Genomic DNA, 13,399 nt, shown 5'->3' with positions numbered 1-13,399 from the left:
TGCAGGGTTGTTTAAAAATAAGTAGAGAAGATTATGCCGAATTTATCCAAGGTGCAAGCCATGCGTGATTCCCGTTTGGTCGGGTTTCTGTTGTTTGTATTGAAACGTTTTAACGAAATACGGGTACCTCAGGTAGCCGCCAGCCTCACTTTTACCACATTGTTGGCACTGGTACCGGTATTAACGGTAACCTTGGCGGTGGTGTCGGCCTTTCCAATGTTCGACGGTCTTTCTGCTTCTTTTATTCAATTTGTGAATAAAACCATTGTACCGCAAGGAGCGGATACGGTTTTTGAATATATCGGCGAATTCAAAGACAAAGCCAGTCAGCTAACGGCCATCGGTGTGATTATGCTGGGTGTGACTTCGCTAATGCTGATTCAAACTATCGACCAAACCTTCAACCGTATTTGGCGTATGAATTCGCAACGGCCTATGCTGATGCAGTTTTTAGTGTATTGGGCTTTGTTAACCTTAGGGCCGTTGGCATTAGCCATTGGGGCATCATTGTGGTCTTCCATGCTGAAATATAATCTTTTCGGTGCCGAATATTCTTTCTTGTCTTCTATTGTGCGGTTGGTGATGTCACTGTTATTCAGCACGATTCTATTGTGGCTACTATACCGTTTGATTCCCAAGCGCTTTGTTCCTGCGAAGCATGCTTTGATTGGTGCAGCGATTACCGCAGTATTACTCGAAGCTGCCCGCTACGGCTTTGCTTGGTATATCAGCACATTCCAAGGCTATGCGCTAATCTACGGTGCTTTTGCGGCCGTGCCTTTATTCCTATTGTGGTTAAACCTGCTATGGATGCTGGTGCTTTCAGGCGCGGTATTAACGTCTTCGCTGTCATACTGGCAGGGTGAAGCGTTCCGCCGCAATCTGGATGCCCGCGGGCGTTTTGACGATGTATTAAAAATCTTACTGATGCTCCACGAAGCCCAAGTAGAAGGCAAGGCATTAAAAGTACAAGATATCCGCCCAACTATTAATATGGGCTACGACGAATTGGGCGAACTATTGGAAAAACTGGCGCGGCACGGCTATGTTTATCAAGGCAAACAGGGCTGGGTTTTAAAAACCAATGCCGAATCTATCGAGCTGGCCGATTTATTTAAATTATTTGTTTATAAACCCAATGCCATGAATAAAGATCATGTGAATGTGGTGGTGGGCAATATTATGCAACCTTGTTTGGAAACCCTTGGCATGAGCTTGGCTGAGTTTGATATCAAAACACAAAAACTGCCCGATTCGGTTCGGTAATAAAATCTATCGGGATTAGCATGCAGTTTCTGACTGGGCAATTTCGGTAAAGCCCAAAGGCCGTCTGAAAAAGATTTCAGACGGCCTTTTAATGTATCCTGACACAGCCGGATATGGCATTTTTAAAATCGTCTCTGCTATAGCGCATTAAAGTTTTATCCAATCCAAACACGATATACCGTAAAAACACATGCATCTGATATAAAACTGTCCGGATACGGCATGATATGCGTTCAGAAAAGGTGAAAACAAAAATTAATGTTAAAATAATCACTTCTATAATTCAGCCAACACGGAATCATACGCCATGTCTGCCGATGATAAATTACTGCCACACCGCAATGCCATTGATGAAATCGATGCCACCATTCTCAGCCTGTTAAACAAACGTGCCGGCCATGCCCGCGCCATCGGCGAATTAAAAGGCACCGGCACGGTTTACCGTCCCGAACGAGAAGCAGCAGTGTTGCGCCGTATTCAAGATTTAAACCCCGGCCCGCTGCCAAATGAAGCCGTTGCCCGCCTGTTTCGTGAAATCATGAGCGAATGCTTGGCAGTAGAGCGGCCGCTCACCATCAGCTATTTAGGCCCAGAAGGTACGTTTACCCAACAAGCCGCCATCAAACATTTCGGCCATGCCGCCACAACACAAGCCTGCGCCACCATTGACGAGGGTTTCCGCTTGGTAGAAGCACGCCAAGCCGATTATGTGGTGACACCGGTTGAAAACTCCACTGAAGGCAGCGTCGGTCGTACCCTTGATCTGCTTTCCGTCACCCCGCTTTATGCCTGCGGCGAAGTAGTTTTGCGTATCCATCATCATTTATTGAGCAAAAACCATACCGACACCCGCAATATCACCAAAGTATATGCCCACGCGCAAGCATTGGCACAATGCCATGAATGGTTGAACCGCAACCTGCCCGGCGCCATGCGGATTTCCGTATCCAGCAATGCCGAAGCTGCCCGCTTAGCCGCAGAATCCGACGATTCTACCGTTGCTGCGATTGCCGGACAAATTGCCGCTGAAATCTACCAGCTCGCCAAAATTGCCGACAGCATTGAAGACGAACCCAACAATACCACCCGCTTTTTAGTGCTCGGCCATCAAGCTACCACCCCGACCGACCACGATAAAACATCGCTGGTGGTTTCCACCCCCAACAAAGCCGGTGCGGTCAGTATGCTGCTGAAACCGTTTACCGAAAAAGGCATTTCGATGACCAAATTTGAAAGCCGCCCCAGCCGTTCGGGTTTATGGGATTATCTGTTTTTTATCGATATCGAAGGGCATAAAGACGAACCGAGAATACAGGAAGCCTTAGCCGAATTGGCCGAGCGTGCTTCTTTTGTGAAAGTAATCGGTTCCTACCCCACTGCCGTGCTCTAACCCGCTATCGGTTTATCAGTAATCAACAAGGCCGTCTGAAATCTCTTTCAGACGGCCTTTACTCTATTATCAACCGTTTATGGCAACAAACAGCTATCAAGCCCCTAAGAACCAGAATTTGCTTATCCATGCAATCGCCACAATCCATACCATCGGCGGCACATCCTTGGTGCGGCCGCACAGCAGTTTGATGACCGCATAGCTGATAAAGCCCATAGCGATACCGTCGGCAATCGAATAAGTAAACGGCATAAACACAATAGTCAGGAAAGCGGGGGCGGCTTCGGTGATGTCTTTCCAGTCGATTTCAATCACACTGCGCAACATCTGAACACCGATATACAACAAGGCCGGTGCAGTCGCAAAAGCGGGTACGGTTTTAGCCAAAGGCGAAAACCACAAACACGCCAGCATCAATATGCCCACAGTCACCGCCGTTAATCCGGTACGCCCACCTGCCGATACACCGGAAGCACTTTCGATATAAGGTGTGGTTGAAGAAGTACCCAAAACGGCACCTGCCACAATCGCGGTCGAATCAGCAAACAAGGCTTTTTTCAGGCGTGGCAGCTTACCGTCTACCAATAAACCCGCACGATGCGATACGCCGACCAACGTGCCGGTACTGTCAAACAAATCCACCAAGAAGAAAACAAAAATCACCGCAATCATGCTGCCGTTAAATAGGCCGTTAAAATCCATCTGCATAAATGTCGGTGCCACACTCGGAATCGGATCGATAACGCCTTGAAATTCGGTCAAACCCATCACAATAGCAAGCAGAGTCACTGCAAAAATACTGATAATAATGGCACCGCGTATGCGGAAATAATCCAATACCACAATCAAAAAGAACCCCAACAAAGCCAACAACACCGGCCAGTTAGGCAGCTTAACGCCCTCTTCTATCACAAAAAACTCGCCCATCTTCACCAGGGTATCCGGGCTGCCGACAATCAGGCCGGCATTTTTTAAGGCAATCAGCGCCAAAAACAAACCAATACCCGCCGCAATCGCCATTTTCAAACTCATGGGCAGCGCGTTAACCAACATTTCACGAATTTTGAAAAAGCTAAACAACAGGAAAATAATGCCCGATACAAACACAGCAGCCAAGGCCACCTGCCAAGGCACTTTCATGCCGCTCACCACAGAAAAAGTGAAATAAACATTCAATCCCATACCGGGCGCCAACGCAATCGGATAATTGGCTAAAGCTCCCATAATAAAACAGCCGATGGCAGCGGAAATACAAGTAGCGACAAATACTGCGCCGAAATCCATACCCGTGATTGATAAAATACTCGGATTGATAATCACGATATAACACATGGTTAAAAACGTGGTAAATCCGGCCAGAAGCTCGGTACGTACATTGGTGCCGTGTTCGTTGAGCTTAAACAAGCGTTCCAATAAACCGTTTTGTGAAGTATTCATAATGGTTAAAAGTTATTAATAAAAGTAAACAAGTAGGTATTATATAGCGAAGGCGCATGATGGTCGAAGAAACTTCATTATCAATCTATTCCGGCTATTTTTTAGGCCGTCTGAAAAAAATTCAGACGGCCTAAATCACTTCGGCTTTATTCTATTGGCTTTATATCGTCTTTCGGTTTATGTCTGGCCAGTAAAGCAAAACCTTCTGTTTTATTTCGAGGGCGTGCACCTTCCCAGATCAAATCCCACTCTTGCGGCACAGCACTGCCTTTAGGCTGTTGCACTAAACGGTACCGGCACTCATCCGCATCCGTTGCCAAATTTATCGTACCGTATTGCGCCCAAGCAATGCGGGCGGTTCTCGCATTGCGGTCAACACCGATACAGGCCAATTTATTCGATAAGGCTGTTTTTAACTCGGGGCTTAGCGCCGCCTCCATCTGCCGAACCACAGGCGCATGGCTCTTGGCAGCATCCAGCCACGGCAGAAACAAAGTCATCATCAATGCCCACACTAATGTTACCCCTGCCGCCCAGTTGGTCACCGCCTGCCTGCCGCGAATATGCTTACGGGTAATCGCCCACAACCAGATAGGCGTAAACAAAAGTGCGACCACCAGCGGTATGGTATTAATTTCAGGTGTGTAATAAGGGCTGAAATAATGCGAACGTTCAGCCAGTTTTTCCGGCCAACCGTAATTCATCGCAAAAAAACCAATCCATAAGAAAATAGCCAACAGGCCGAAAGTCATCATGCCGAACCAGTTAATAAAAGCAGCGGCACCACGGCGCAATCCGTCAAGCTGTGCAGCGCCCAACAATGCCAGTGGCGGCAGCAGCCAAACCAGATGCTCCTGATACTGGTGCGGATTGATCGCCAGCAAAAAGCCGATAACCAACAGCCATGCCGAAGCCAACACCCCCCAACCATGTTGCGCCAACTTGCTACGGGTGAGCGTCCATATTGCCAACGGCCAAGCGGGGAAGGCAAACCATAATATATTTTTCAAATAATAAGGCAGAGAAAAGGCCGTCTGAAAATTATTCATGCCACCAAACGGGCCAAACATAAAATCATTCCACCAGAGAGAAAAAGCCGCCGTATTGCTTTTCAATAAGGCAAACGGATAAACAGACATCAGCGGCCAAGCAAATACAAACGCACCGATTAAAGTCAGATAATAACGTTTGAAGCGCCAGTGCGAACTGAGCGGCAACACCAACGCTGTCAACATGAGTGTCGATGGCACCAAGAAGCCAACCGACACCGACAATAACGCCCAACCGCCGCCAAGCAATAGCGACGCCATAATCACACGGGTCGGTGCAAGTGAAAACCCGTAAAGACACATACCCAGCGCAGCAAAAACAACCGAATAGCCGGTAAGAAAATGCGTCATCGTCAGCAAACCGGTACAGCCAATCAGAATCAACGCAACACTACGCCCCTGATGCTGCCCCAACAAACGAAACCCGGCATTTCCGCAACACATCAAACCGATAACGGTAAACAGCAAACTGGCAAAGCGGGTAGCGGCATAAGCATCGGCCGCCCAAGGATAAAGTAGTTTCTGAAACAGCGCAGCCACCCAAATATAAACCGGAGAGGCCTCAAAATAAGGCTGTTGCAATACGGTCGGCAACCACATATTGCCGCCTGCAAAAAATTCCTCAATTGCCGTAAAAACAGCCGGTTCCGCCGGATGCCATAAATCACGAGAAAAAATACCCGGCAACAACCAAGCCACAGCCAGCAATAAAAGCAGCCATGGTCTTTCGCGGAAAGACGGTGAGGAACGGGGCGGGGTCGGCGTATAAGTCAGCATAAATATCAGGCATCAAAACAGATAAAGCCAAGTGTAACAAATTAACCGTGCTGATTGTGTAGAGAATAGTAAACGGTATGATCACTAATTTCAGACGGCTCATTCTTTCAGACGGCCGCCCCAATCTGAAAAAACGTTTTTGCGCTACAATACGCCTTTATATCGACCAAGCGCCGCCCCGACAATGAAACTTTCCACCGCCCTATTCTTACTGTTTACCACCATTTCCACATCCGCCTATGCCGCCCACGGCTTGGCATTAGGGCAACAAGTGCTTCATCCGGCCGGCTTCCAATCGTTTAATTACGTTAACCCCAACGCCCCCAAAGGCGGCACGTTTACCCTACCGCTTCCGGGCGGCTTCGACACCCTCAACCCATTTACGCTAAAAGGCGACCATGAAGCAGGTGTCGGCACGTTAACCCTCGACACCCTAACCGCCAAAGGACAGGACGAACCGTTTGCCATGTACGGCCTGATTGCCGAAGATATGGAACTGGCGCCCGACGGCCTTGCGGTCACCTTCAAAATCAATCCCAAAGCCCGCTTTCAAAACGGCGACCCTGTTTTGGCCGAAGATGTAGCCGCCTCGTTCAACACCCTCACCCAAGACAAAGCCGCCTCACCGCAATACCGATTTTATTGGGCCGATGTTGATCGGGTGGAAACACCCAGTAAGCGCACCGTTGTGTTTCGCTTTAAAAAACCGAATGCCGAACTGCACATGATTTTGGGGCAACTGCCCGTATTCTCACACAAAAGCTACCCCAAAGGCTTGGCCGCCGGCGCCAATGCCATACCCATCGGTTCCGGCCCATACCGTTTAAGCAAAGCCGAAAACGGGCGCTTAAGCGAATTTCAACGCGATAAAAACTACTGGGCGCAAAACCTGCCGACCCGCAAAGGCATGTATAACTTCGATACCGTTCGTTTCAAATACTATAAAGACGACACCGTACGCATCGAAGGCTTAAAAGGCGGCAATTATGATTTTATGCAGGAAAACACCGCCCGCCACTGGGCCCGCTCTTATACCGATAAAATATTGGCCAAAAACAACTTAAGCAAACACGATTGGACACAACAAAGCACGGCCGGTATGCAGGGGTTTGTGATGAATCTGCGCCGCAAACCGTTTGACGATATCCGGATAAGGCAGGCACTGATGCTCAGCTTCGATTTCGAAAGCCTCAACAACCGCCTGTTTTACGGCCTCTATACCCGCAGCAATAGTTTTTTTACCAACAGCGAAATGGCGGCTACCGGCAAACCCGAAGGCCGGGAATTGGCCATACTAAATACCGCACGCAGCAACCTGCCCGCAGCCGTATTCACTAAAAACGTACCCGAGCCACCGAAAACCGATGCCGTACTCGGCATCCGCCCCAACCTGCTCAAAGCCCGCGCCCTGCTGGAGCAAGCCGGCTACCGTTATCAAAACGGCGTATTGGTCGATAAACAAGGCACCCCATTGGCAATCGAATACCTGACATACAGCAAAACCTTTGAACGGGTTGTGGCCAAATGGCAGCGCGACTTGGCCAAAATCGGCATCCGCCTGAATATACGCCTTGCCGATCCGGCCATCTATCAACAACGGCTCAATCGTTTCGATTTCGATATCACTACCGTGGTCTATGGCAACAGCGAAAGCCCCGGCAACGAGCAATTCAGTTATTTCAGTTGTGATGCCGCCAAAACCAACGGCAGCCAAAATTGGGCGGGCGTATGCGATCCTGCCGTCGAAACCTTATTGAAACGCTTTGAAAACTTCCGTAGCCGTGACGAATTGGTTGCCGTAGCACGCGCCCTCGACCGCACACTGCGCCATCAATACATTATCATTCCCAACTGGTATACCAACCGCTACCGTGTGGTTTATCGCGACACGCTCGGCATTCCCGCCAAGCAACCGAAATATTACAGTGCAACCGACTGGATCTTGAGCACCGCATGGCAGAAATAATCAATACTGATAATAAATAAAAACCGGTGTTGACCTGATAGTCAGACACCGACACAACATAATTTTAACCAAGCAGTTTTGTTTATTTAAATTGAAATCATATAAAACAATAGCAAAAATAATTATAAATAATTGATAAAAAAATAATAATTTACTATTAGATTAAATTTACAGCATTTTTTCTTATCTGTTTATTCACTGTTTCTTAATATGCACTCCTTTTTTTTGCAGGAGAATATATAATTCCCATAAAATTTTTCAACGAGGGTAATATTTATGTTCAATCCGAATGTTTTAGTCAAAAATATCGTCACCAACCCAACAATGCATGCTTTGATTTCCTTAATCGCACGTGCATTTTTAGTTTATCTTTTTCTTGTTTCAGGTTGGGGGAAAATTGACAAATTTGACGGTGTAGTTGCCCACATGGAAGGCATGGGGGTTCCAGGAGCATTATTGCCATTAACCATTCTACTTGAAGTAGGTGGCGGCATTGCTATCCTGTTTGGTTTCCAAACGCGTATCCTTGCTTTATTATTGGCTGCCTTCACATTAATTTCCGCCCTTATCTTCCACGCTGCGCCGGAAGATGCAGTACAGATGATGAAAAACTTCGGTATTACCGGTGGTTTCCTCTTACTCATGTTGACCGGTGCCGGGGCATGGAGTATAGATCATCTGATTGAGAAAAAATAAAACACACCTCCTATTGTCTTAATGACTAATAAAAAACCTGTCTGCTAGCCGGCCGACAGGTTTTTTATATCAAAAATAGAATAGGCCTACCAATTCATCTATCTATACAAAATCCGGCAAAAATCTGATTTAAAGTAATAAATATACCAATCATTGCAACTAAAATTATTTAAAATAGTCTATAAGTAAATATCAGCAAAGCAATATCATGCCGGTAGGGCAGCAACCGTTTTACTACAAATAATAAGGAGGTAACAAATGTATCAGCGAATTATGGTTCCCGTCGATGACAGTAAAGCTTCTCTTTATGCATTAAAAGAAGCCTGTAAACTGGCCAAACAGCTCGATGCAACTGTTTTGGCAGTGCATGTGGTTGATATTGCGCAATTTGAATTCAGCACCGTCAGCATAACCGATACGGTTGCTTTAAGAAAAGCCGTTGAAAAAGCCGGTATTGAAATCTTGGAGCGTACGGAGCAAGAAATACGACAAGCCGGCGTAAAAAGTGAAAACCTTATTATGGAAAGTGCCGGCGATAAAATTGCCGATGTATTGGTTAGCCAAGCCGGCTCCGAGCATTGTGATCTGATTGTTATGGGCACACACGGTTTCACCGGTTTGAAACATTTACTGATGGGCTCCGTAGCAGAAGGTGTTGTCCGCCAATCTAATATTCCGGTATTGTTGGTTCGACGCCAAGACTAAGATAAAACCATACCGAACAGGCCGTCTGAAATATTTTCAGACGGCCTTTGTATTCATATTAATAACATTATAATTTCTTAAACTCCCATACCGTTTTATCGGTATGAAAACTCAAATAATATTGTGCACCAATGGCTTCAATGGTTGCAGTATGCCAAAAATGCTTATTTTCACTTCTCAAATAAACAAATGAAACATAATAAGCATCGGTCTCCACCGCATTAACCGAACGGGCTTTTTGCTCCCATTCTTTAGCCACCACTGCCACATCGGCAAAACGAACCTGCGAAAGCGGTGTCAGATGTTGGGCAATATTAAGGCTTTCCGGCGGAGGCGGTTTGCGCAAAATATCATTTCGGCGCCATGTTCCCTGCCAATAAACATAATGATCAATTCTTTCAGGGTTTTCCGGGTTTTGAATATCCAATTCAATGCGCGGACGCGGGCCGCTGAAAAAAACGATATTGTCAAAAAACTTCAAACTCTTGCCATGAAAACGCGGTAATGTTTTCAAATCATGTTCCGCCTTAGCCAATGCAGCCGCATCTTTGAGAAAATTACCCCGATAAACCGGTACCGGTTTTGTCACCGATGTGGACGATACGACGGGTACACTCGGCTCCGCAGCCAGTGCCTGATTTTCACTCGGGCTGCACGCGCTCAGCATCAAGGTACCGAGGCATAAAAAAACCGTGCTAAGCTTGGATAAATTCATTTTGTTCCGACTATCTAAAAAATGAAAATGTTGGATAAACGCATTGTATCGCAATGCCAGGATATTGTATGCAAAAGAAAAACAGATAAAAAAAGCAGAAACAAAGTTTCTGCTTTTTTATTATCATTTTATATCAATATCAGATTGATTAAGGTTTTTCCGGTGCCGGTACAGCTGTTGCACCTACCACACCTTTCCAACCATTTTCCCTATCTACAAATGATGCTTCACCAGCTAACACACTACCGTTTTTGCCATACAGACCGCCGGTAAACTGACCGTTGAATTTTGGTTTGGAATCTTGATTGTGGGTAAATATCAAATTCCCACCGATTGAACCATCTTCACCTACACTAACAAATGCAGGACTATTCTGCGTTTTACCATTATGTAGTGTCCAAACATCTTGATCCTTTGTGGTAATCCGCATATCTAAGGTTTTATCGCGCCAATGGTAATTAGCTTTTACAGTGGCCTCATCAGCCTTATTACCATTATTATCATATCGATAAATCATTTTTCCTTGATAAGCAATATCGCTCATACCTCCTGGTTGCTGCCTAGTACTCGTATCAATATCTTGTAAAAAGTATTGGCGAAGCGATGCCTGTTCCTCTTTATTAATATCTATGCTTTGTTCGCTATATCTTACATGGCCGTAATAACCAATAAGTTTGCCATCACTATCTCTCAATGTTTCCAAGTTAGGCATACCGACAAAACTATGAGGTGGCAACACTTGAAGCTCTACTTTTCGATTATTATCATTTATAACCAATTTCAGTGGAATACTGGACAAAACTCCGCCTGAATGCGGACTCTTAATTTCAAGCTTACTTAACGCTTCCTGATCCGCTTTTAAGCGTGTATCCGGCTGTTGCGGTACGTCCTCCGGCTTAGGCGGCTGTTGTGGCTGCTCAGGCTTTGGATCTACCGGTGGTTGGGGCGCCGGGGGTTGTGGCATTTCTTCAGGTTTAGGCTGTTTTGGCTGCTCAGGCTTTGGTTCCACCGGCGGCTGCGGAGCAGGCACTTTTGGTGCTTCAGCTTCAGGCTTAACCGGAGGTTGTGGCATCTCTTCAGGTTTAGGCTGCTGTGGCTGCTCAGGCTTTGGATCCACGGGTGGTTGCGGCGCAGGCTGTTGTGGCGCTTCGGCTTCCGGCTTAGCCGGGGGTTGCGGCATTTCTTCAGGCTGTTGTGGCTGTTCTTTCTCTGGTTGTACAGGTGGCGACGGCATAACGCTAGGACCACTGCCTCCACCGCTTCCGCAGGCGGATAAAGTTAATGCCATAGTCAAACAGGCAATTGCATAGTAGTTTGTATTGCGTTTTATTTTCATTTTATGTTATTCCGATTATTTAATTTATATAGTAATAAATACCAAAGGGGGCAGTTATTATACAGCTTCTACCCACTCTGTATAATATATTTAACACTTAAATATAATCTTCACCCTCCTGTTTATCCGAATTACATCACTTCTAAACTACGAATTCCCAGAAGCGCCAATCCCTGCTGCAAAATACGCCCTGTTAACAACGCCAATTGCAAGCGGGTATTTCGTGCCTCACCCTCTGCTTTTAATATCGGGCAAGCTTCATAAAAACGGCTGAAGAGTGTCGCCACCTGATAGAGATAAGCCGCCAAATAATGCGGATAAGAAGAATCGGCAGCGGTTTGCAACACATCCTCAAACTTCAATAATTCAACCGCCAATTGTTTTTCCAACGGCTCCGTCAACACCGGATCGGCAGCAGTATCCCAATCCCCCACCTTGCGGAACACGCTTTGAACGCGGGTATAAGCATATTGCAGATAAGGGGCGGTATTGCCTTCGAAACTGAGCATATTGTCCCAATCAAACACATAATCGCTAGTACGGTTTTTACTCAAATCGGCATATTTAACCGCACCGATACCGACAGCCCGTCCGATTTCAGCAGCATCCTCGCCGCTTAATTCAGGATTTTTCTGCCGCACCAATTCAGTAGCGCGTTCTACCGCTTCATCTAATAAATCCACCAGTTTTACCGTATCGCCGCTACGAGTTTTAAACGGTTTGCCATCTTTGCCCATCATGGTGCCGAAACCGATAAACTCGGCTTCTACATTCTCAGGCAAATAACCTGCTTTGCGCGATAAGGTAAACAACTGTTCGAAGTGAAGTTTTTGACGGGTATCGACCACATACAACAACCGATCGGCTTTCAGACGGCCTACGCGATAGCGGATACAAGCCAAGTCGGTACTGGCATAAAGGAAACCACCGCCTTTTTTTTGTACGATATAGGCAGACGCTTCGCCGTCTTGGTTTTTAAATTCATCTAAAAACACCACTTTCGCGCCTTGGTCGTCCACCGCCAAGCCTTTGGCAGACAAATCATCTACTACGGCTTGCAAATCGTGATTGTAGGTAGATTCACCGGCCACATCTTCAGGCTTTAACAACAAGCCCAAAGTATCGTAAACATTTTGCGCGTGTTGCAATGAGATTTCGACAAACTGCTTCCACAATGCCAACACGGCCTCATCACCGCTTTGAAGCTTCACCACATAATCACGGGCGGTATCGGCAAACGCTGCATCTTCATCAAAACGGATTTTGGCATTGCGGTAAAACTGTTCCAAATCCGACAATTCAAAACCGGCATCGGCTTTTTGCTGTTCCACCATATAGGCCACCAACATACCGAACTGCGTGCCCCAATCGCCGACATGATTTTGGCGGATCACCTTATGGCCCAAGAAGCCGAGAATGCGGGCGATACTGTCGCCGATAATGCTGGAACGCAAATGGCCGACATGCATTTCTTTGGCCAAATTGGGTGACGAATAATCAATCACAACGGTTTTTTTATCGGCCGTTTCAGCAATGCCCATGCGTTGCTTATCGGCTAGAGCCTTTTGAAGGCCGTCTGAAAGAAAAGCGGCGCGTAAACGCAGATTGATAAAACCGGGCCCGGCCACTTCGGCTCTTTCAATCACACTGTTATCTGTCAACGCTGCGGCAACTTTTTGTGCCAACTCGCGCGGGTTCTGCTTGGCTTTTTTAGCAGCACCCATCACGCCGTTGATTTGAAAATCACCGAAATCGGCATTTTTAGCGGGTTGTAGAATCACTGCCTCACCACCGATACCTGCATGAATAAAGGCTTTTTCCGCTTCTGCTGTAATGATCTGCTGTAAATTCATAATGGTTATGCCCTGCTGAATATCAATATAGAAAGGCCGTCTGAAAACGGCCTGGTTCGAAAATAGTCTTATTTTAAAAGAAATTTGTATTTACCAACACTTTTTTCTTGTTTCATACTACTTAATTCATCCACCAATATTATTTAACATACAGCCACGCAACATAACACTATTCGGAAAGCAATCAAATATTTTCAGACGGCCACAGA

Annotated in this window: 10 protein-coding genes; 5 read left to right on the top strand and 5 right to left on the bottom strand. The window is 46.4% G+C overall.

The features are described from left to right. Window positions 1-60: 60 nt before the first annotated feature. Window positions 61-1,266 carry a YihY family inner membrane protein gene (locus D0T92_RS03155; RefSeq protein ID WP_404821666.1) on the top strand — a complete coding sequence of 402 codons (1,206 nt, stop codon included), beginning with the start codon at window positions 61-63 and terminating at the stop codon, window positions 1,264-1,266. 307 nt (window positions 1,267-1,573) lie between these two features. Beyond that, a complete protein-coding gene (gene pheA, locus D0T92_RS03150) occupies window positions 1,574-2,656 on the top strand; it encodes a prephenate dehydratase (protein WP_151050141.1) in 1,083 nt (360 codons plus the stop codon). Between the two features lie 96 nt (window positions 2,657-2,752). Here the strand turns inward: pheA and D0T92_RS03145 are convergent, their stop codons facing one another. Together D0T92_RS03145 and D0T92_RS03140 are read right to left on the bottom strand one after the other, a co-directional pair. Beyond that, window positions 2,753-4,093: an NCS2 family permease gene (locus tag D0T92_RS03145; RefSeq protein ID WP_151050139.1), complete on the bottom strand. Its 1,341-nt coding sequence runs from the start codon at window positions 4,091-4,093 to the stop codon at window positions 2,753-2,755. 146 nt (window positions 4,094-4,239) lie between these two features. After that, window positions 4,240-5,919: an ArnT family glycosyltransferase gene (locus D0T92_RS03140; RefSeq protein WP_151050137.1), complete on the bottom strand. Its 1,680-nt coding sequence runs from the start codon at window positions 5,917-5,919 to the stop codon at window positions 4,240-4,242. Between the two features lie 184 nt (window positions 5,920-6,103). Between D0T92_RS03140 and D0T92_RS03135 the strand changes: the two genes are divergently transcribed. The 3 genes from D0T92_RS03135 to D0T92_RS03125 all read left to right on the top strand — a co-directional run bounded on the left by D0T92_RS03135 (window position 6,104) and on the right by D0T92_RS03125 (window position 9,286). Continuing rightward, complete coding sequence (locus D0T92_RS03135) at window positions 6,104-7,885, top strand: extracellular solute-binding protein (protein ID WP_151050135.1); 1,782 nt, start codon at window positions 6,104-6,106, stop codon at window positions 7,883-7,885. A 276-nt stretch (window positions 7,886-8,161) separates the two neighbouring features. Further along, window positions 8,162-8,581, top strand: a complete 420-nt coding sequence (locus D0T92_RS03130) for a DoxX family protein (RefSeq protein ID WP_151050133.1) — start codon at window positions 8,162-8,164, stop codon at window positions 8,579-8,581. Between the two features lie 258 nt (window positions 8,582-8,839). Beyond that, window positions 8,840-9,286: a universal stress protein gene (locus D0T92_RS03125; protein ID WP_151050131.1), complete on the top strand. Its 447-nt coding sequence runs from the start codon at window positions 8,840-8,842 to the stop codon at window positions 9,284-9,286. A gap of 67 nt (window positions 9,287-9,353) precedes the next feature. Here the strand turns inward: D0T92_RS03125 and D0T92_RS03120 are convergent, their stop codons facing one another. The 3 genes from D0T92_RS03120 to argS form a co-directional block, all read right to left on the bottom strand. Then, complete coding sequence (locus D0T92_RS03120) at window positions 9,354-9,953, bottom strand: hypothetical protein (RefSeq protein ID WP_151050129.1); 600 nt, start codon at window positions 9,951-9,953, stop codon at window positions 9,354-9,356. A gap of 196 nt (window positions 9,954-10,149) precedes the next feature. Then, a complete protein-coding gene (locus tag D0T92_RS03115) occupies window positions 10,150-11,337 on the bottom strand; it encodes a hypothetical protein (RefSeq protein WP_151050127.1) in 1,188 nt (395 codons plus the stop codon). A 131-nt stretch (window positions 11,338-11,468) separates the two neighbouring features. After that, the gene (argS, locus tag D0T92_RS03110; RefSeq protein WP_151050125.1) at window positions 11,469-13,190 is read right to left on the bottom strand and encodes an arginine--tRNA ligase; all 1,722 of its coding nucleotides are present in this window, start codon (window positions 13,188-13,190) and stop codon (window positions 11,469-11,471) included. Between the last annotated feature and the right edge of the window lie 209 nt (window positions 13,191-13,399).

The sequence above is a fragment of the Neisseria zalophi genome (assembly GCF_008807015.1).
Taxonomy (GTDB): Bacteria; Pseudomonadota; Gammaproteobacteria; order Burkholderiales; family Neisseriaceae; genus Neisseria; species Neisseria zalophi.
Note: the sequence above shows the minus strand (reverse complement) of the source record. Positions and strands in the feature narration are given on the sequence as shown.